The organism is Bacillus subtilis subsp. subtilis str. 168 (assembly GCF_000009045.1).
In the GTDB taxonomy this organism is placed as follows: domain Bacteria; phylum Bacillota; class Bacilli; order Bacillales; family Bacillaceae; genus Bacillus; species Bacillus subtilis.
The window spans coordinates 1,461,453-1,482,099 of record NC_000964.3; the positions used below are offsets into that span (position 1 = coordinate 1,461,453).

Consider the following 20,647-nt stretch of genomic DNA (forward strand, 5'->3'; position numbering starts at 1 on the left):
ATGTCAAACCAATTTAACGCAGGAGATACTGTTTATGTGATCTACAGAAATCCGCACGCCGCCAATGTAGCCCACATAAAGGAAGCCGAAATTGTGCACCATCCATACCATGAAGGCGAGCTTTCCCTGTTTATTTATGAAACCTATCATCCATTCGCAGAGGACGATGCTGTGTTTGCAAGCTATGAAGAAGCTAAATCGCTTTACAAAGAACTGTTTGATATTGATCCGTATGAGTAACAAGGAAATCATTACAACTCATATCCTTTCCGCCTAGTGAGAAAAGTAACGTTAGTAAAGGAAAAGGATGTGGCATCATGCAGAACCCATTTGTTCCGCAGCTTGTGTATATAGAACCGAGGGCGCTGGAATATCCGCTGGGCCAAGAATTACAAGATAAATTTGAGAATATGGGTATTGAAATCAGAGAAACGACATCCCACAATCAGGTGCGTAATATCCCTGGGAAAAATCATCTTCAGCAATATCGCAATGCGAAATCAACTTTAGTTATCGGTGTCCGGAAAACATTAAAGTTTGATTCATCCAAACCCTCGGCCGAATATGCCATTCCGTTTGCAACAGGCTGCATGGGGCATTGTCATTACTGCTACCTGCAAACAACCATGGGATCAAAGCCGTATATCAGAACTTATGTAAACGTCGAAGAGATTTTAGATCAGGCAGATAAGTATATGAAGGAGCGCGCACCAGAGTTCACAAGGTTCGAAGCATCATGTACGTCAGACATTGTAGGAATTGATCATCTGACACACACGCTGAAGCGCGCCATTGAACATTTTGGCCAAAGTGATCTCGGAAAGCTCCGATTTGTAACGAAATTTCATCATGTCGATCACCTATTAGACGCAAAGCATAACGGGAAAACGAGATTCAGATTCAGTATTAATGCCGACTATGTGATTAAAAACTTTGAGCCGGGAACTTCACCTCTTGATAAGCGGATAGAAGCGGCAGTAAAAGTTGCAAAAGCAGGCTACCCGCTAGGCTTTATTGTTGCTCCGATTTATATTCATGAAGGCTGGGAAGAAGGATACAGACATCTGTTTGAAAAGCTAGATGCTGCTTTGCCGCAGGACGTTAGACATGACATTACGTTTGAATTAATTCAACACCGTTTTACAAAACCGGCCAAACGAGTGATAGAGAAAAATTATCCGAAGACGAAGCTCGAATTAGATGAAGAAAAGCGCCGTTATAAATGGGGCCGTTACGGGATCGGAAAATATATTTATCAGAAAGATGAAGAGCATGCACTTCGAGAGGCACTTGAATCCTATATTGATACCTTTTTCCCTAACGCAAAAATTGAATATTTCACTTAAACGGGCTGTTGTGATCAACAGCTCGCTTTTTTATAAAAAACATTTTTCCATTCCATCAAAACGCCGTAATTCAATGATTCTTTATCCTCCAAATAATTGCTGACTACACGAATAGGTGAACGCCCGCAACGGAGGAGAAAGGACAGCACAGGGTCGTTTTTCCTGCCTTCCATCACATCTTCAACGTACTGAACAGCGCTGATCTCGTGTGCGTATTTATAATACAAAGGAATGCGGCCGCCGCCGAGAAGGCGTTCCAGTCTTTTATCAACAGTCAGCTCATACATCGTATTCATCAGCCATTTTCCGATTCCAAGCTTTCGATAATGAGGAGAAACAGAAATATCCACTACATATAAAGTATTTCCATGAGGTTCATGATTTTTAATCGATCCGTTGTCAGTTGCTTGTGCCCATGTATGATCAGGAGAATCAGGCTCAAATTGTACAATAAGAGCAGTCATGGAACCGATAATTCTGCCATTGATGAGCGCGCATAAAGCGCCTTCCGGAAAGGTTTTGATATGGCTGGCAAGCTGGTCCTCTGACCACAGCAATTCCTGGGGAAACGGAGGAGGGAAACATTCTTCTTGAAGAGAAATCAGCCTCTCGATGTCAGTCTCAGTGTAGTTTCTAATGGTCAGAGCCTCAAATTTTCTGCCGTCATGCACATACATTTGTTTTAGTATGATCATCACTCTCCTTATGTTGTTTCATTATAACGAAGATTGAATTTTCAGTAAATATATTCCGATTTTCTTATAATTTATTTTTTGATTATTCATTTTTCAAACGAAAGGGCCGATATAGAAATTAGGAGGGGATTGGTTTGTTTAAAAAACTTCACATGAAGATTGCTGTTTTTGTTTCGATTATGTTAATCATCACAGTTGTTCTCTTAATGCTGTCTTCTTATTTGACGCTAAAACCGATGATTACAGAGGATGGGAAAAATACAACTCAAAACGTGACGCAGTCACTTGAACAAAATATTGAATTGCAATTAAAGAGTTATGCCATTTCGTTATCAAGATTGGCTAATGGGGAATTAACGCATACATTTGTAACGAAACCAAGTAAAGAAGCTTCTCGGCTGTTTCACGATGACATTAAGCAAATCAAAGACAACGATGATTATGTTGCGATGGCTTACATAGGCACCGCAAAAAAAGAAATGTTTACATATCCAAAAGCGGATTTCGCTGAGGATTACGATCCAACATCAAGACCATGGTATAAGCTTGCAGCTGAAACCCCGGATCAAGTTGTTTGGACGGAACCTTATAAAGATGTCGTGACAGGAGACATGATTGTTACTGCATCGAAAGCGATCTTAGACAGGCAAAAAGTGATAGGGGTTGCCAGCTATGACTTGAAACTCTCTGCTATCCAGAGTATGGTCAATAAACAAAAGGTGCCTTACAAAGGATTTGCCTTTTTAGCTGATGCGAGCGGCAATCTTTTAGCCCATCCGTCAAATCAAGGAAAAAATATATCAAAGGATCAAACACTGCAAACCATCGCATCCGAGAAAAAAGGGATACAAGATGTGAATGGGAAAATGGTTGTGTACCAAACGATTGGCGAGACAGGCTGGAAGGTCGGAACGCAATTTGATACCGATCAATTAATGTGGATTTCAGATAAAATGAATCGGGCCAATCTTTGGATATCATTGATTGCGCTTATCATAACAATTATTCTCAGCTACTTCCTGGCCAAAACGATAACCGGTCCGATACAGCAGCTGATCGTAAAAACGAAAGCTGTTTCCGCAGGCGATTTAACAGTGCGCGCGGAATCAAAATCTAAGGATGAAGTCGGTATTTTAACAAGAGATTTCAATCTGATGGTTGAAAATATGAAGGAAATGGTTGAGCAAGTGAGACTCTCTTCAGGGAAAGTATCTGACACCTCTGAACAACTAACGGCTGTGGCTGCCGAAACTAATGAAACAAGCGGACAAATTGCAAAAGCGATTGAAGAAGTAGCCGCAGGGGCATCGGAACAGGCTTCTGAAGTTGAAACCATTAATGAAAAATCGGAAAGCCTGTCAACGAAAATCAGGCAAATCGCTGAGGAGGCAGGCGGAATTAAAGAACGCTCAAAATCGTCCGAGGATGCAAGCTATAAAGGACTTGACGCGCTCGGCCAGCTGCTGATGAAATCAAACGAAGCCAATATGGAAACGAAAAAGGTTGAAACGATGCTGCTGGATTTGGAAAATCAAACTAAGAATATTGAAGAAGTCGTTACAGCGATTTCAAACATATCTGATCAAACCAACTTGCTTGCCTTAAATGCCAGTATTGAGGCAGCCAGAGCCGGAGAAAGCGGGCGCGGTTTTGCCGTCGTAGCCGATGAAGTGCGGAAGTTAGCTGAGCAATCAGCCCTTTCTACAAAGCATATCAGCGAGACTGTGAAGCTTATCCAGCTTGAGACAAAAGAGGCCTCTCACGCGATGGTTGAGGCAAGCAGAATGAATGATGAACAAAACAGTGCAATTCACGAAACTGGAGAGGTATTAAATACGATAACTGCAGAAATGCAGTCACTGGTACAAGGTATTGATCACATTTACGCGGAAATTCAAAGAATGAGTGAAGAACAGCTTGCGATTTCTGAAGCCATTCAAAGCATTTCAGCCATATCACAGGAATCAGCTGCCGCAGCAGAGGAAGTGAACGCATCAACCGATGAACAGCTTGTCACCCTTGATAAAGTCAAACACTCAACGGAAACACTAAAACATGCAAGCCAAGAGCTTATGAACACAATTGCAAAATTCACATTGTAATCCAATTACATCCCCAAACATCATTTGTTTTGGGGATTTTTTATTTTATAAGATGAATAGATATGGTAGTCTAGAAAATGAAGGAAAAATGATAAATTTTAACTAAAATCTAAACGAAACATCTGGGAGGAATGACCTTGAAAAAAACAATTGGTTTTATCGGTCTTGGAGTAATGGGAAAAAGCATGGCATCACATATTCTCAATGACGGCCATCCTGTATTGGTGTACACCCGGACAAAAGAAAAAGCAGAAAGCATACTTCAAAAAGGCGCGATCTGGAAAGATACGGTCAAAGATCTTTCGAAAGAAGCGGATGTTATCATCACAATGGTCGGCTATCCCAGTGATGTTGAAGAAGTGTATTTCGGAAGCAATGGAATTATTGAAAACGCAAAAGAAGGTGCATATCTTATTGATATGACGACATCTAAGCCTTCGCTTGCGAAGAAGATTGCTGAAGCGGCCAAAGAAAAAGCATTGTTCGCTTTAGACGCTCCTGTTTCCGGTGGAGACATCGGTGCACAAAACGGAACACTCGCGATTATGGTCGGTGGAGAAAAAGAAGCTTTTGAAGCCTGCATGCCGATTTTCTCTTTAATGGGAGAGAATATTCAGTATCAAGGACCGGCTGGAAGCGGACAGCATACCAAGATGTGCAATCAGATTGCAATTGCAGCCGGTATGATCGGTGTTGCTGAAGCGATGGCTTATGCCCAAAAATCAGGCCTAGAGCCGGAAAATGTTCTGAAAAGCATCACAACGGGCGCAGCCGGAAGCTGGTCATTGTCAAATCTTGCTCCCCGTATGCTGCAAGGCAACTTTGAACCGGGATTTTATGTGAAGCATTTTATTAAGGATATGGGAATTGCACTAGAGGAAGCAGAATTAATGGGGGAAGAAATGCCAGGCTTGTCGCTCGCAAAATCTTTATATGACAAGCTAGCTGCTCAAGGTGAAGAAAACAGCGGAACACAGAGTATATATAAGCTTTGGGTGAAATAAAAAAAGATTGCCTGTACGAAACAGGCAATCTTTTTTTATTATTTTCCGATGAATTGTTGTGTCCAGATGCTTCCAGACTCAACGTAACCAACACCGATGTGAGTAAAGTTAGGGTTTAGAATGTTTTTTCTGTGTCCTTCACTGTTCATCCAAGCTTTTACTACTTCTTCTGGTGTCTTTTGGCCCTTCGCAATGTTTTCACCTGCTGTTTTGTAGCTGATTCCGAAAGATTTCATCATATCAAACGGTGAGCCGTATGTTGGGCTTTGGTGATCAAAGTAGTTTTTGTCTTTCATATCCTGAGATTTTGCGCGTGCAGATTTGCTTAACGTTTCATCAATTTGAAGCGGTTTTAAGCCTTGTTTTTGTCTTTCTGCATTTGTAAGTTCAACAACTTTTTTCTCATATGCACTTACAGATGAAGGTGCAGACGTTGTTGTGTTTGTTTTTTCAGCAGTTGCGGGTGCTTTAGAAGCAGTGTTTTGATCAGCAGCTGCTTTTTCAGTAGTCTTTTGTGCAGGTTTTGCCGTTTCTGTCTTTTGAACATCCTGAACTTTCACGTTAGATTGCTTCGCATGTTTTTGAAGAAGCTGCTTCATCTCTTTTTCGTTTGCAGCGTTTAACGTTTTGATATTTGTGTTAATATGCAGTTTTTTCACTGCATCGTTAAGTGACATGTTTTGTACTGTGTTCCCCGTTTTTACTGTAACCACAGGCTGGCAGGAGAGTTCTTTCGCTGATGCTTGCTGTACGCCCCCGAATGTGAATAATCCAACCGCAGCGGCAGCAGATAAAATAAATGCTTTCTTCATTAGTTCGTAACCTCCTAGAGTTGTTTGTTTCTACAGAAAAATCATAACATAGCTTTTTTGTCATAAAGATTCCAGCACTTTCCTTTGACAAATAGAGATTGTCATTTTCGTAAAGTAAATCCGTTGAATCACTAAGAATAAGGGAATCAGCGGTATATATGATTTTATCGTACCGTTACATAGCTTCCTTTTTTTTGAACCGTTAGTTATATTTTAATGTGTTTTTATATTGACAGCTTTTTTTACTCCTTTTCGCTGTAACAACTATTACAAAGGTGTTACAATTAATCTCAGTATATGTAAATATATTGAATGATTTGAGAGGGGTAACCAGAAGTGACTGAAATAGGACGTGAACCAAAGAAAAAGAGCAAAGGAAACAGAGCAATCAGAATGAACCTTTTTTTCCTAGCTGTCTTTGTTCTATTCACTGCATTAATTTTTAAGCTCGGGGTTGTTCAAATTGTTGAAGGCGAACAGCATGAAGAAGACGCTGAGAAATCAAATGCAAAAACAGCTTACTATCCTGCGCCTCGCGGGAAGATGTACGACAGAAACCAGAAAGTTGCTGTCGACAACCAGAGCGTTCCAGAAATTGTGTATGTATCAACATCTAGCACAAAAACAGAAGATAAAATCAAAACAGCGAAGCGGCTTGCTTCTTTCATTCATATTGATACCGAATTTTTGAAGGAAAGGGATCTTCGTGATTACTGGATCGCAGCTCATCCGAAAAAAGCCGCCGCTCTGCTTAAGGAATCAGAAAGCAATCTGAAAGGAGACCAGGCTTACAAGCTTCAAATAGAGCGTGTTCCGGATCAAGAATTAAAGGCTATTCAGCAAGATGACGAAGAAATGGAAACTGCTGCGATATATACAAGGTTTTCAAGCGGAAATGCTTACGAACCTCAAATCGTAAAGGCAATGAATCCAAATAAGAGCAATAGCAATGGAAAAAACGGAGCGCTGCTTGATGAGAAGAAAAACTCCTCGCAAAGACCAAAAAATGACTTAACATATGATGAAATTTCCATTGTTTCTGAGCATTTAGAAGAACTTCCGGGAATCGATATCGTAAACGATTGGACACGAAAATATCCTTATGACAAAACCCTTTATTCTGTTTTCGGGGGCGTCACGACACCTGATCAGGGCCTGCTGAGCGACCGGAAAGATTTCTACTTAACAAGAGGCTATGCGAATAATGACAGGGTGGGAAAAAGTTATTTAGAGTATCAATATGAAGAATATTTAAATTCGCATAAAGAAAAAGTGGAATACGTAGAAGATAATAAAGGAAATGTCGTCAGCCAAAAAACCATTGATAAGGGCAGCAGGGGATACGATCTTCAGCTTTCTTTTGACATGGAGCTTCAGGCAAAGGTAGAAAAGATCATTGAAGAAGAAGTAAGAAACAGCCGTGCACGCGGAAATTACATGCTTGACAGAGCCTTTGCCGTAATGATGGACCCGAATAACGGCGATATTTTATCAATGGCAGGGAAAAAGATAGATTTAAAAACCAACAAAATTGAAGATTATGCGATAGGGGCATTTACCACCCAATATGAAATGGGATCAGCAGTAAAGGGGGCCACCGTGCTAGCCGGCTATCAGGACGGGATCCCGCATTATAAATATTATATCGATGCTCCAATGCTTTTAGGAACGAATCTTATAAAAAAATCTTATACTAATATGGGAACCATCAATGAATTAACCGCATTGCAAAAAAGTTCAAACGTATATATGTTCAATGTTGCCATGCATATTGCAGGCGTAACATACAAGCCGCATGGATCTCTCCCGGCTGATCAGAACGATCTACTGAAAATGAGAAACTATTACAGCCAGTTTGGTCTGGGAGTAAAGACAGGTATTGATCTCCCGCAGGAATCAGCCGGAATGCAAACCACACCTAAAACTGTAGGAGGATTAATTTTAGACTTAGCAATTGGCCAATACGATACATACACACCGCTTCAAATGGCTCAATACATCTCAGTAATCGCCAATGGTGGCTATCGTGTTCAGCCTAGAATCGTCACAAGTATTCATAAGCCAGGAAAAAAAGACCAGCTGGGTAAGGCGATTGAACATAGGAAACCTAAAGTACTCAATAAGATTAATAATTCAGAGAGCGATTTGAAACAAGTACAAACAGGCATGAAATTAGTCACTTCTTCAGGGACAGCAAAAAATACGTTTACAGAAGATGTATCAGGGAAAACGGGAACAGCGGAAACATTTTACTACGGCACGAATCGCAACTGGTGGGGGAAAAAAACATACAATCTGACTTTTGTCGGCTATTACCCGTCGAAAAAACCAAAAGTGGCCTTTAGTGTTGTTGTTCCATCAGTAGATGATGATGATAAGATCAATAAAATTATTGCCAAAAGAGCTATCCACGCCTACGCAGAGCTCGAAAAAAAACACAGTAAAAAATAAAAAACAGGGTGCACAACTAAAAGATTGTGTGCCCTTTCTTTTATTCAAAAATTGACGTTCACCATAAGAATAGAAGGAGAATACTCATTTTCTAGCGAATCATACTAGGTAAAAGTCAATCTGTATATGTCGAAACACGATGATCATGCAAAGGAGGGATTCTGTGGAACAGGATACGCAGCATGTTAAACCACTTCAAACAAAAACCGATATTCATGCAGTCTTGGCCTCTAATGGACGCATCATTTATATATCTGCCAACTCCAAACTGCATTTGGGCTATCTCCAAGGAGAGATGATCGGATCATTCCTCAAAACGTTTCTGCATGAGGAAGACCAATTTTTGGTTGAAAGCTATTTTTATAATGAACATCATCTGATGCCGTGCACCTTTCGTTTTATTAAAAAAGATCATACGATTGTGTGGGTGGAGGCTGCGGTAGAAATTGTTACGACAAGAGCTGAGCGGACAGAACGGGAAATCATTTTGAAAATGAAGGTTCTTGAAGAAGAAACAGGCCATCAATCCCTAAACTGCGAAAAACATGAAATCGAACCTGCAAGCCCGGAATCGACTACATATATAACGGATGATTATGAACGGTTGGTTGAAAATCTCCCGAGTCCGCTATGCATCAGTGTCAAAGGCAAGATCGTCTATGTAAACAGCGCGATGCTTTCAATGCTGGGAGCCAAAAGCAAGGATGCTATTATTGGTAAATCGTCCTATGAATTTATTGAAGAAGAATATCATGATATCGTGAAAAACAGGATTATACGAATGCAAAAAGGAATGGAAGTCGGAATGATTGAACAGACGTGGAAAAGGCTTGATGGCACACCTGTTCATTTAGAAGTGAAAGCATCCCCGACCGTCTACAAAAACCAGCAGGCTGAGCTGCTGCTGCTGATCGATATCTCTTCAAGGAAAAAATTCCAAACCATCCTGCAAAAAAGCCGTGAACGATATCAGCTGCTGATTCAAAATTCCATTGATACCATTGCGGTGATTCACAATGGAAAATGGGTATTTATGAATGAATCGGGAATTTCCCTGTTTGAAGCGGCTACATATGAGGATTTAATTGGCAAAAACATATACGATCAGCTGCATCCTTGCGATCACGAGGATGTAAAAGAGAGAATCCAAAACATTGCCGAGCAAAAAACAGAATCTGAAATTGTCAAGCAATCCTGGTTCACCTTTCAGAACAGGGTCATCTATACGGAGATGGTCTGCATTCCGACGACCTTTTTTGGTGAAGCGGCCGTCCAGGTCATTCTTCGGGACATCTCAGAGAGAAAACAAACAGAAGAATTGATGCTGAAATCGGAAAAATTATCAATCGCAGGGCAGCTCGCGGCGGGAATCGCCCATGAGATCCGCAACCCTCTTACAGCGATCAAAGGATTTTTACAGCTGATGAAACCGACAATGGAAGGCAACGAACATTACTTTGATATTGTGTTTTCTGAACTCAGCCGTATCGAATTAATACTCAGTGAACTGCTCATGCTGGCGAAACCTCAGCAAAATGCTGTCAAAGAATATTTGAACTTGAAAAAATTAATTGGTGAGGTTTCAGCCCTGTTAGAAACGCAGGCGAATTTAAATGGCATTTTTATCAGAACAAGTTATGAAAAAGACAGCATTTATATAAACGGGGATCAAAACCAATTAAAGCAGGTATTCATTAATTTAATCAAAAATGCAGTTGAATCAATGCCTGATGGGGGAACAGTAGACATTATCATAACCGAAGATGAGCATTCTGTTCATGTTACTGTCAAAGACGAAGGGGAAGGTATACCTGAAAAGGTACTAAACCGGATTGGAGAGCCATTTTTAACAACAAAAGAAAAAGGTACGGGGCTTGGATTAATGGTGACATTTAATATCATTGAAAACCATCAGGGAGTTATACATGTGGACAGCCATCCTGAAAAAGGCACAGCGTTTAAAATTTCATTTCCAAAAAAATAAAAACAACGGCTTAAACGCCGTTGTTTATCGTCTGCATTGCTTCACGTTTTTTTAATACAAATAATTCTAAACGGTCTAGGCCTTCTCTCAGCGTGTCCATTGAGCATGCAAAAGACAGCCTTACATATCCTTCACCATATGTTGAGAACGAGCTGCCCGGCACGAGTGCCACGCCAGCGTCTTCCAAAAGAGCCATACTAAAATCAAATGAAGTCATTCCAAATGATTTAATAGAAGGGAAGATATAAAACGCACCGGACGGTTTAACTACGTCAAGTCCCATGGAAACAAGACGGTCATAAACATAGTCCAGACGTTTTTTGTATTGTTCTCTCATAATCAATGCATCGTCAAAGCCGTTTGTGACAGCTTCAAGCGCGGCTTTTTGAGAAATGGATGAGGCGCACGACACATTGTATTGATGAACCTTTAAAATGTGCTTTGCAATGTCTTTCGGTGCAAATAAAAATCCAATTCTCCAACCGGTCATGCTGTGTGATTTTGACAACCCGTTAATGACAATCGTTTGATCCCGCAAATAGGTTGCGATGGAGTAATGCGGTCTGTCATATGTTAATTCACTGTATATTTCATCAGACAATACGAAGACATTTCTGCCTTTTAAGAGAGCTGCGATGCTTTTCAGTTCTTCTTCAGATAAAGTCACGCCGGTAGGGTTTGACGGATAAGGAAGCACGACACACTTGGTGTTGGGTGTCAGAGCATCTTCAATCAGCCGGGCGGTAAGCTTAAAGCCGTGTGACGTAGTATCAACAATGACAGGCTTGGCCCCGCACAAATTGATAATAGGTTCATAGCCCGGATAAATAGGCCCTGGCATAATGACTTCATCACCGGGAGATAAAATCGTCCGGAATGCAGCATCAATGGCTTGGCTTGCGCCTGTTGTGATGATAATTTCAGATTCAGCATCATAGTTGAAATCCGCTTTTTTCTTCATATAAAGCTGCACAGCTTGTCTCAGCTCCAGGTAGCCGGCATTCGGAGTATATGACGTCACGTTTTCATCAATGGCTTTTTTTGCGGCAGCTTTCACATGATGCGGTGTGAAAAAATCAGGCTGGCCGATTGTAAGTGAAATGACGTCTTCGTGTTGGGCTACAAGATTCGAGAATTTGCGTATTCCTGAAATTTCGATCTCTCTTGCTTTCGGATTCAGCAAATGTTCCATAATTCATCACCTTAACAAATATAATGAGTTTATCCTATTTTACCACTAGCTGATCATTTGTCACCTTTTTAACTGATATATTTCGATTGTATGCGCCTTTTTTCTAAACATACCTTTCTTTTCAGAAAAAAAGAAGACAACCAGCGATTTGATTGTCTTTATTGTATCATGTTCTATTATTGTTTATATGTGCCAATTTCATTAATAGCCATAATCAAAATGAAGGTCTTCGTGCCAAATCAGATACGGAGGATGCTCTTCTTGAAGGTCAGCTGATTCTTTCTTCATATTCAGGTAAGTTTCTTCACTGATATCCTCTAAAACAGTCATTTCGTTTTCTTTAAATATTACTAAGGTACCCATTATTTACACCCTTCTTTGGAAAAATCCTTGACTATTTTATCACTGTTAGTTGGAAAGTCAATGGTTATTAGGAAAAAAGTTTCTTTTTTGAGGAACGCGGCTTGTTGCCTTCGGAATTCGATTTTGAAGAGCTGCCATTCACTTTTTACAAATTACGCCGATATATACAGTACAATACTGAATGCGAATAGCGAGGGATTGAATTGTCGTTACAACAATACGAAATTTTATTGGATTCTGGTACAAATGAATTAGAAATTGTGAAGTTTGGCGTGGGTGAAAATGCTTTCGGAATTAACGTCATGAAGGTAAGAGAAATTATTCAGCCTGTCGAGGTGACATCAGTGCCTCACTCCCATCAGCATGTAGAAGGAATGATTAAACTCAGAGGAGAAATCCTCCCTGTGATCAGTCTCTTCTCATTTTTTGGAGTAGAGCCTGAAGGATCAAAAGATGAGAAATATATCGTGACTGAATTTAATAAACGGAAAATTGTTTTTCATGTCGGCTCTGTTTCTCAAATTCACAGAGTATCCTGGGAAGCGATTGAAAAGCCGACATCGTTAAATCAAGGAATGGAGCGGCACCTTACCGGTATTATTAAGCTCGAAGACCTGATGATCTTTTTGCCTGACTATGAAAAAATTATTTATGACATTGAATCAGATTCAGGTGTTGACACGTATAATATGCATACCGAGGGCTTCGATGAAAGAAGAACTGATAAAAAGCTTATCATTGTAGAGGACTCACCGCTTTTGATGCGCCTCTTGCAGGATGAATTAAAAGAAGCAGGGTACAACAATATCGCTTCGTTTGAAAATGGAAAAGAGGCATATGAATACATTATGAACCTTGCTGAAAACGAAACTGATTTATCAAAACAGATTGATATGATCATCACTGATATTGAAATGCCAAAAATGGACGGACACAGGCTCACAAAGCTGCTGAAGGAAAATCCGAAAAGCTCAGATGTGCCGGTTATGATTTTCTCATCGTTAATTACGGATGATCTGCGTCACCGCGGCGAAGTTGTAGGCGCAGATGAGCAAATCAGCAAGCCTGAGATCAGTGATTTGATTAAAAAAGTGGATACGTATGTTATTGAATAAATAAAAACAGCCGTTGCCAGAAAGAGGCACGGCTGTTTTTATTTTAAAAGTAACTCTCGCCAAGTTTTTTAAAGACCGGTTTATGGTAAGCTGGCTGCTGGCGATTTGGCACTAGCGGCTTTTCTTTCATGCCGACATATTCTTGCAATAGGTGTTTCGCTTTTGTTAAAGACATTTGAGCTTTAGGATTTCGATACGATTGATTAAGTGTACCTAAATGCGGAAGATGTTCGAAGTCTTCTTTAGTTGGAGGCATGTGAAAATAGTAGTCTCCGATTGAGATAAGCACGTCCGATTGCTGTTGGCTGAACCTTGGATTTTTTGAAAAATGAAGCCCTATTTTCTTTCCTTTACCTTCTTTGACAAGCTTTTGCAAAGCCCGTTTTTTCAGCAGATATAGGTATTTAGGGTTGGGGGCGGTTTTTGCATGGCGGTTCACAGTGTAAACTGCTTTTGAAAGATTTTCTACGGTTGGCTGCAGATCTTTCGTATATGCATGGTCGTCCATTATTTCTCTCCTTTGCTCTTATCAATTTCTATATGTTTAGATTATACTTTTTTAAAGTTGAAATGCAAATATTGAATGTAAAAATGCGCTTTTTTCTAAGAAAAAAAGCGCATTTTTAACCTGCATTATACAGATCTTGCCTTCTTTTTCGGCTGTTCTTGAAATGCTTCCTGAACATTCACTTCCACAGCCTGAGCACTGTATTTTGGCAGTGCAATAAAATAAAAAATAAAAACGAGCAGGATAATAACACCCATGCCGTAATAAAGATAATCAATGTTTGAAACAAACTTAGGGAATAACAGCGCGACTAAGCCGAGTGTCAAAGATTGTGCAAACATCATAAAAGGGTCCTGCATGCCGCTTACACGTCCCATCAGTTTTGGATGAACAATTTTTGGCATCCACCCTCCGATTGCAATGTTGATCGGTCCGATACACATTCCCAGTGCAAAAGCTGCCGCGTAATACACCCATAAAATATTGGTGTAGCCGAGGACGAAGATCAGCAAACCTGCAATGAAAATCGGTATCGACATTAAAAAGTGCGGCTTCACTTTTTTAGAGATGAGCGTGCCGATTACGCTTCCTGCCAGAAGCCCAAACCCGAGTGCGATCGTAAATACAGACGTATGCCACTCATAACGGTCAGGCGCCAATCCATATTTCATTGTAAACATCGGCAATACGGCGAATCCTCCATTGACAAATCCAAAAATGAAGAAGCCAAAAATAAGAGATGCCAGCAATTTGTTTTTTAAAATATAGAGGATGCCTTCTCTAAAGTCATTTATTGAATCCTTAACAGAAGTCTTTCTCCAGCTGAATGCACCGTTTGGCTGTCGGGCTTCTTTTGGAATCCGGCAGCTGCGGATCAGCAGCCCGGAAATGATAAAGCTGACAAAATCAAGAATAATGGCGCCTTCAATACCGATTGTGTTGTACATAAACGCGCCTATGCCGACTCCAAACACCATAAAAATGCTAAAAAGCATCTGATTAAGCCCTGCCGCTTTCGCATAATGCTCCTTCGGCAGAATGGCTTGTACCAAACTGTTTTCTGCCGGAAAGAAAAACTTTGTTACAGCGCTTCTGATAAATAAGATACAAAAAACAAGAGGAATATTGCCGGTAAATAAAGTGAAAAAAAGCACGACAGTCAGGCCTGCTCTGATCCAATCACAATTTTCTGCCACCTTTTTTCTATCAAACCGGTCCGCGACGACTCCCACGATCAGAAATACAAATATGGTCGGAAGAGAATACATCAGCTCCGCCAAGGTCGTATATGAAGGCTGGCTGCTGAATCGGTCCAGCAAAAAAAAAGCAAAGGCCATGTTGCCTACTGTCGTGCCCATTTGAGAAGCGAGTGCTGCGAAAAATAGACGAACAAAATTACGATTTTTAAATATATCCATAAAAACGCTCCTTACCCTAAAGGTCCCACTTTATCATATTATAAACCGCCTGTTTTTGAAACAAATAAGAAAACATTACCGGTTAATCGTGACTCTCGTTCCGTTTGGCACAATTGAAGCAAGTTCGATCACGTCTTTGTTATGCATGCGAATGCAGCCTTTAGAAACAGCCTTACCAATCGAAGCGGGATTATTCGTCCCATGTATTCCGTAGTGCTGCTTTGAAAGGCTCAGCCAATAAGCGCCAAATGGGCCGCCGGGATTGCGCTGGCGGTTAATAATGTAAAACTCGCCAGTAGGCGTTTGCGTTAGTATTTTACCAACGGCGATGGGATAGGTTTTCATTACCCGATTATTTAGGGACAGCGTAAGGGTCTTCGCTCCGATTGAGACTGCGATATGATACGGAATTGTATAAGGGTCCGGCAGTCCGGGGATGACTATGGACTGTCCCGCGGTGAGCCCTGCCTGCAGTGACGGATTAGCCTGGAGTAATGCAGCCGTGCTGATTCTGAAATCAGCCGCGATGCTGTTCAGTGTATCACCTTGCTTCACCTGGTACGTAAGCAGTTTCCTCATCCTCCTTTTTTACTTATAAGTATTGATGAGGAGCCCATCCTGCTACATTAATTTGTGCTTTTTAAGGTGAAGACAGTGATTTCAGGCTTGGCAAGAAACCGCAAAGGCAGCCTGGTCATCCCGAGGCCTCGGTTTACGTAAATATGAGTGCTGCCCGTTTGATACATTCCCTCTGTGTAGACTTTTCCATATGGAGGCGTAATAATCGGTCCGTAAAAAGGCAGCTGAATCTGGCCGCCGTGTGTATGGCCGGAAAGCTGAAGGTTCACGGGATAATCTGTTGTTTTCAAGGCTGCATCAGGTTCATGGACGAGAAGAATGGAAAAAAGTCTGTCGCTCAGCCTTGAAAGGGTGCCTTCATAATCTGGGTTTCCCAGCATTAAGTCATCAAGCGAAGCAATCTCGATTTTGCTGCCATCTGCGAGTGACAATGTTTGATAGCCATTGCGATATACCGTGAAACCTCCGGCCGTCATCAGGCTTTTGTAAACGGCAGTTCCATAGCCTCCGTGATCATGATTGCCGTAAATACAAAGCTTGCCGAAGGGAGCATTAAGCTTTCTCAATAATGGAATGACTGCCTGGTGGTGCTGGTACGTATCAGGATTATCAATAATATCACCTGTAAAAACAATGAGATCAGGTTTAGATTCATTAATTGTAAGAATGACAGTTTTTAAATCTTCGAGAGTAAAGTAATCACTCAAGTGTGCATCGCTGAACTGCACGATTTTAAAACCGTCAAATCCGTGCGGGATGAGAGAGCTTTTTATTGTGTGTTCGGTTGTCTCGATCATATGCGGCTCGAGATACCTGGCATAGCCATATCCCCCGCCGGCCGTTAAAGCCCCGGCAGCAAGAGCGCCGAACATTCCTTTTAGAAATTGTCTTCTGGACATCTTTTTCATTTCAAACCAACCTTTAATAGAGTTTTTCTATTATATCATCTGTATCTGATAAAAATCTCATATGAGCATGTGCTGACAGAGGCAGGGATATAATGATAGAATATTATTGAATGAATAATCATTCACAATTGGAGGGATAAACATGGAAAAAAAGGCGGTAATTATTACCGGCGGGTCAAGCGGCATGGGAAAAGCGATGGCAAAAAAACAGGCTGAATTAGGGTGGCACGTTATGGTGACAGGGAGGAACCATGAGGCACTTGAGGAAACAAAAAAAGAAATTCAGACCTTTGAGGGACAGGTCGCTTGTTTTCAAATGGATGTCCGTTCCGATTCCGCCGCTTCAGACATGATTAAAGAAGCGGTAAAAGCCTTTGGCCGGCTTGACGCGCTGATTAACAACGCGGCCGGAAACTTTATTTGTCCGGCAGAAAAGCTGACGCCCAATGGATGGAAAGCCGTTATTGAGATTGTTTTAAACGGCACATTTTTTTGCAGCCAAGCAGCGGCAAGGCATTGGATTGACCAGAAGCAGCAGGGTGTCATTTTAAATATGGCAGCCACGTACGCTTGGGGAGCGGGAGCGGGGGTCGTTCATTCCGCTGCAGCCAAAGCGGGGGTATTGTCATTGACAAGAACGCTGGCCGTTGAATGGGGGAGCAAATACGGCATTCGTACAAACGCGATAGCCCCCGGACCGATTGAACGAACAGGCGGTGCGGAGAAGCTATTTGAATCGGAAAAAGCGATGGCCCGCACGATGAACAGTGTGCCGCTCGGCCGATTGGGCACACCGGAGGAAATCGCCGCTTTGGCAGCGTTTTTGCTTTCTGATGAAGCATCCTATATAAACGGGGATTGTATCACAATGGACGGGGGGCAATGGCTGAATCCTTATCCGTTTTAATCTGAATATTTATAAGTGAATATTTAAGTTATTAAGAACTTTTATGTTCGAATGTAATACCTCCACAATTAACCTTCTTCCTATCCAATTTGATAACACATAGAGCTTTATTTGTTTATGAGGTGTTGTGTCATACGTAAGCCACCTAATATATGAAAGGTATATTTTAAAAGGGGAGACGAAATATGAAGAACTTAGATTTCAAATAAAACATTCATATAATTACTTCGTTAACTAAAAAGAGAAATTATAAGAATGAAAGGTTTCAAGGTTACATCAGATTGGGAGGAAGGTAATATAATGGACGAGATGGTATTATTAACTCAGGAATGGCTCAATGAAACGTACAAAGGAAAAAGTGGCTACAATTCCATTGAGGAAAATGGGAAAACTGGCTGGAAAACAATGTATGCATTAACTAGAGCATTACAACTAGAATTGGGAATTACACAGACTTCCGACAGTTTTGGTCCTACAACTTTAAGAAAGCTTAAAGAATTAGGCCCGATTTCTACGTCAACTAATTCAAAAAAAAATATTGTGAAAATTATTCAAGGTGCTCTTTATTGTAAAGGTTATGGTCCAGGTGGATTAACGGGTACATTTGGTCAGGGAACGAAAGAGGCGATAGCAGAAATGCAATTGCATATGGGGCTTTCTAAAACAGACGGTGTAGTAACGCCTAAGGTGTTTAAAGCTTTATTAAACATGGACTCTTATATCCTTTTAAATGGGGCGTCAGAGAAAGTTCGTTCAATACAGCAATGGCTAAATAATAAATATTACAATAGAGAGAATTTCTACTTTATGCCCTGTGATGGCCTGTATTCAAGGGATACTCAAAAGTCTCTTGTTTATGCAATACAGTACGAGGAAGGGTTAAGTGATAGTATAGCTAATGGGAATTTTGGACCAACTACTCAAAGATTGATTCCTGTATTAAGAATTGGAGAAACAGATGAAAAAAACAGTTTTATTCATTTATTTCAAGCTGCTCTAATCTTTAATGGCTACAATGTTCCTTTTGATGGAGTATACTCTGAATCTGTAAGATCAAAAGTAAAGGCTTTTCAGTCTTTTGCAAAATTACAACAGAGTGGTACTGCCGACTTTCAAACATGGGCTTCACTTCTAGTAAGTACTGGAGACCCCAATCGAAAAGGAGTTGCTTGTGACTCAATTACTCAAATTACATCGGACAGGGCGGAGTCCCTTAAGAGGGCAGGTTATAAGATTGTAGGGCGGTATCTAACAAATGCGCCGGGGAGTACACTAAATAAAAAAATACAACCAGGTGAATTAGAAACTATCTTAAAATCAGGTTTAAATGTTTTTCCGATTTATCAAACCTATGGGGGAGCAACAAATTATTTTAATAAAGAACAAGGAAAGAAAGATGCGTTTGCTGCTTATAAAGCAGCAAAAGAATACGGGTTTAAAAATAACACTGTAATATACTTTGCAGTAGATTATGATGCATATGGTAACGATTTAAACAACAATATTATTCCACACTTCGAAGGTATAAATGAAATAATGAACGGTTTTTTAGGTTCAACTTACAAAATTGGTATTTATGCCCCTAGGAATGTATGTACTATAGTTTCTAAAAAAGGTTTAGCATTTGCAAGTTTTGTAAGTGGTATGTCTACTGGCTTTAGCGGAAACTTAGGATATCCTTTGCCTTACAATTGGGCGTTTGACCAAATTTCAACAATTACTGTTGGAAATGGTTCTGGAATGATTGAAATTGATAATGATATTTGTTCAGGTTTGGATAATGGAGTTAATACCATAAATATAGTGCCTTCAGAGAATAAGAAGTTTTTTGATCAAATTGATGTTTTATATGAAACTGCTGAAAAATATGCTCAAATGCAAAGCGACTTAAATAATGGGGTAAAAAAAACACAATTAGCTAATGAGTTGGTTGCCCAGTATTTAAGAAAGGATGACTACAAAGGGTGGAAGTGGGTCCCTACCGCAGGCCAGATTGATCCTATTTATCGTGAATGGGCAGTAAAGCGCTAGGGGAAGACCTAGTAAATGGAATTGTTGATCCTATATCAAAAACTGTCATAGGAACGCAGCATCTTATGGCAACTTATAATGCCATTATTTATAGTGGTGGTTACTCTCAAACACTACGAGATTTTGCTGGTTGGACTGGAGATCTATTAACAACAATACAGGACATGAAATTACACGCTCAAGAATTTAATTCGCCTTATGATGCGGCTATGAAAATAATAGGTAATATGTATCAATTTAGCCTAGATGATTTATTTAGTGATGTAGATGCAATTAATCTAGCGAATAAAACATCAGTTGGTGCTAATGCACAACCTCTAAATATCGCAATTAGAGATTATTATAGTAATAATGACTGTATGAATAGGTTCACTCAATTTGTAAATAATAGATTTGATGGTTCGTTAGACAAAATTTTCTCTGAAGCAGAGTATTATTTAAATACAAACCTTGACCCAGTTGTTGTTCCAATTAGGTTAGCCTTTAAACGTGCTTTTGATGTTGAGGATTATAGTGAAGAGATTGGAAAAATAACAGCACAAGCATTTAGAGATGTTATCGAGAAAAAAATGATATCTGAATAAACTGCAAAACAAGCGAACGTTAAAACTGGTCGTTCGCTTGTTTTATTTTCTATTTAAATTTATGATATAATTTTTAAAGATTAAGGAGTGATTCATTGAAGAAATTGTTAAAAAAGTTAGTTGTATTATTTTTAAGCAGTTTAGTTATCATCTTTAATGTTTGGTACTTTATTATTTGTGCTTTTTCCCCAGAGTATTATCAAAATACAAATCTTACTTCTAATGAAATAATAAGATTTGAAAAACTATACCACATAGATTTTCCTGATGAAACAAAATTTATTAAAGCTAGAGAGTATTTGGCTGGGCCCGGAGGAGATACGTCAGCTGTATTATATGTGTCTCTGCCAACCAAGCGGGTAGAAAAAGTTTTATCTGATTACACGTATATGAAAATAAACTATACTGACAATGTCGGTTCAATGTATGGAGTTGACGTTTCAAAGAGTGTCGCCGGTTTAACAACTCTTACATTTGGCACTTACGATAAAAAAGGAACTTTCTATAATATGAAACATGATGATGATTGGATGTATAAAGGCACTGACTGGAATCTTTACTTTTGGACAGCTGCTAGTTATAATGCTGTTATTTTTGTATTTGTTTTGGTTATTGTGAAACAAATGAATAAAATTCTTAATTAACCAG

At 40.1% G+C, this 20,647-nt stretch carries 19 protein-coding genes; 11 read left to right on the forward strand and 8 right to left on the reverse strand.

Features of this window, described 5'->3' with window-relative positions; genetic code table 11:
* Together splA and splB are read left to right on the forward strand one after the other, a co-directional pair.
* On the forward strand, positions 1–240 hold the full coding sequence (gene splA, locus BSU_13920; protein NP_389275.1) for a TRAP-like transcriptional negative regulator of spore photoproduct lyase: 240 nt from the start codon (positions 1–3) through the stop codon (positions 238–240).
* A gap of 77 nt (positions 241–317) precedes the next feature.
* Positions 318–1,346 carry a spore photoproduct (thymine dimer) lyase gene (splB, locus tag BSU_13930; protein NP_389276.1) on the forward strand — a complete coding sequence of 343 codons (1,029 nt, stop codon included), beginning with the start codon at positions 318–320 and terminating at the stop codon, positions 1,344–1,346.
* Positions 1,347–1,360: 14 nt separating this feature from the next.
* Here splB and ykwB read toward each other — a convergent pair whose 3' ends face one another.
* Positions 1,361–2,041, reverse strand: coding sequence for a putative acetyltransferase / amidohydrolase (ykwB, locus tag BSU_13940; protein ID NP_389277.2), 681 nt, complete (start codon positions 2,039–2,041; stop codon positions 1,361–1,363).
* 134 nt (positions 2,042–2,175) lie between these two features.
* On the opposite strand from ykwB, the gene mcpC reads away from it, so the two are divergent.
* On the forward strand, positions 2,176–4,143 hold the full coding sequence (mcpC, locus tag BSU_13950) for a methyl-accepting chemotaxis protein (protein NP_389278.2): 1,968 nt from the start codon (positions 2,176–2,178) through the stop codon (positions 4,141–4,143).
* Positions 4,144–4,280: 137 nt separating this feature from the next.
* The gene (gene ohaC / locus BSU_13960; protein ID NP_389279.1) at positions 4,281–5,147 is read left to right on the forward strand and encodes a beta-hydroxyacid dehydrogenase (acts on 3-hydroxypropionate with NADP); all 867 of its coding nucleotides are present in this window, start codon (positions 4,281–4,283) and stop codon (positions 5,145–5,147) included.
* 38 nt (positions 5,148–5,185) lie between these two features.
* Here the strand turns inward: ohaC and ykwD are convergent, their stop codons facing one another.
* Entirely contained in the window at positions 5,186–5,959 is a 774-nt protein-coding gene (gene ykwD, locus BSU_13970; RefSeq protein NP_389280.2) for a hypothetical protein, read from the reverse strand.
* Between the two features lie 336 nt (positions 5,960–6,295).
* Between ykwD and pbpH the strand changes: the two genes are divergently transcribed.
* Together pbpH and kinA are read left to right on the forward strand one after the other, a co-directional pair.
* A complete protein-coding gene (gene pbpH, locus BSU_13980; protein NP_389281.2) occupies positions 6,296–8,410 on the forward strand; it encodes a penicillin-binding enzyme for formation of rod-shaped peptidoglycan cell wall in 2,115 nt (704 codons plus the stop codon).
* A 163-nt stretch (positions 8,411–8,573) separates the two neighbouring features.
* Positions 8,574–10,394: a sporulation-specific ATP-dependent protein histidine kinase gene (kinA, locus tag BSU_13990; RefSeq protein NP_389282.1), complete on the forward strand. Its 1,821-nt coding sequence runs from the start codon at positions 8,574–8,576 to the stop codon at positions 10,392–10,394.
* A 10-nt stretch (positions 10,395–10,404) separates the two neighbouring features.
* Here the strand turns inward: kinA and dapX are convergent, their stop codons facing one another.
* Together dapX and ykzT are read right to left on the reverse strand one after the other, a co-directional pair.
* Positions 10,405–11,586 (reverse strand): N-acetyl-L,L-diaminopimelate aminotransferase, encoded by a 1,182-nt coding sequence (gene dapX / locus BSU_14000; protein NP_389283.2) that lies wholly within the window; start codon positions 11,584–11,586, stop codon positions 10,405–10,407.
* A gap of 201 nt (positions 11,587–11,787) precedes the next feature.
* Entirely contained in the window at positions 11,788–11,949 is a 162-nt protein-coding gene (gene ykzT / locus BSU_14009; RefSeq protein YP_003097722.1) for a hypothetical protein, read from the reverse strand.
* 203 nt (positions 11,950–12,152) lie between these two features.
* On the opposite strand from ykzT, the gene cheV reads away from it, so the two are divergent.
* On the forward strand, positions 12,153–13,064 hold the full coding sequence (cheV, locus tag BSU_14010; RefSeq protein NP_389284.1) for a coupling protein and response regulator for CheA activity in response to attractants (chemotaxis): 912 nt from the start codon (positions 12,153–12,155) through the stop codon (positions 13,062–13,064).
* 43 nt (positions 13,065–13,107) lie between these two features.
* Here the strand turns inward: cheV and kre are convergent, their stop codons facing one another.
* The 4 genes from kre to ppeE all read right to left on the reverse strand — a co-directional run bounded on the left by kre (position 13,108) and on the right by ppeE (position 16,477).
* Positions 13,108–13,572, reverse strand: a complete 465-nt coding sequence (gene kre, locus BSU_14020) for a regulator of transcription factor ComK function via modulation of mRNA stability (RefSeq protein ID NP_389285.1) — start codon at positions 13,570–13,572, stop codon at positions 13,108–13,110.
* A 125-nt stretch (positions 13,573–13,697) separates the two neighbouring features.
* Positions 13,698–14,990, reverse strand: a complete 1,293-nt coding sequence (gene ykuC / locus BSU_14030; RefSeq protein NP_389286.2) for a putative transporter — start codon at positions 14,988–14,990, stop codon at positions 13,698–13,700.
* A gap of 75 nt (positions 14,991–15,065) precedes the next feature.
* On the reverse strand, positions 15,066–15,560 hold the full coding sequence (gene ltdD / locus BSU_14040) for a murein L,D-transpeptidase (protein ID NP_389287.1): 495 nt from the start codon (positions 15,558–15,560) through the stop codon (positions 15,066–15,068).
* A 56-nt stretch (positions 15,561–15,616) separates the two neighbouring features.
* The gene (ppeE, locus tag BSU_14050) at positions 15,617–16,477 is read right to left on the reverse strand and encodes an exported metallophosphoesterase (Mn2+ and Zn2+) (protein ID NP_389288.2); all 861 of its coding nucleotides are present in this window, start codon (positions 16,475–16,477) and stop codon (positions 15,617–15,619) included.
* 142 nt (positions 16,478–16,619) lie between these two features.
* Between ppeE and fadH the strand changes: the two genes are divergently transcribed.
* From fadH to ykuH, 4 genes are all read left to right on the forward strand, one after another.
* On the forward strand, positions 16,620–17,384 hold the full coding sequence (fadH, locus tag BSU_14060) for a putative 2,4-dienoyl-CoA reductase (RefSeq protein NP_389289.1): 765 nt from the start codon (positions 16,620–16,622) through the stop codon (positions 17,382–17,384).
* Between the two features lie 300 nt (positions 17,385–17,684).
* Complete coding sequence (ykuG, locus tag BSU_14071; RefSeq protein ID YP_003097723.1) at positions 17,685–19,415, forward strand: putative cell wall-binding protein; 1,731 nt, start codon at positions 17,685–17,687, stop codon at positions 19,413–19,415.
* A gap of 65 nt (positions 19,416–19,480) precedes the next feature.
* Positions 19,481–19,999, forward strand: a complete 519-nt coding sequence (ykzU, locus tag BSU_14072) for a hypothetical protein (protein YP_003097724.1) — start codon at positions 19,481–19,483, stop codon at positions 19,997–19,999.
* Positions 20,000–20,094: 95 nt separating this feature from the next.
* A complete protein-coding gene (ykuH, locus tag BSU_14080) occupies positions 20,095–20,643 on the forward strand; it encodes a hypothetical protein (protein NP_389291.1) in 549 nt (182 codons plus the stop codon).
* Positions 20,644–20,647 lie beyond the last annotated feature (4 nt).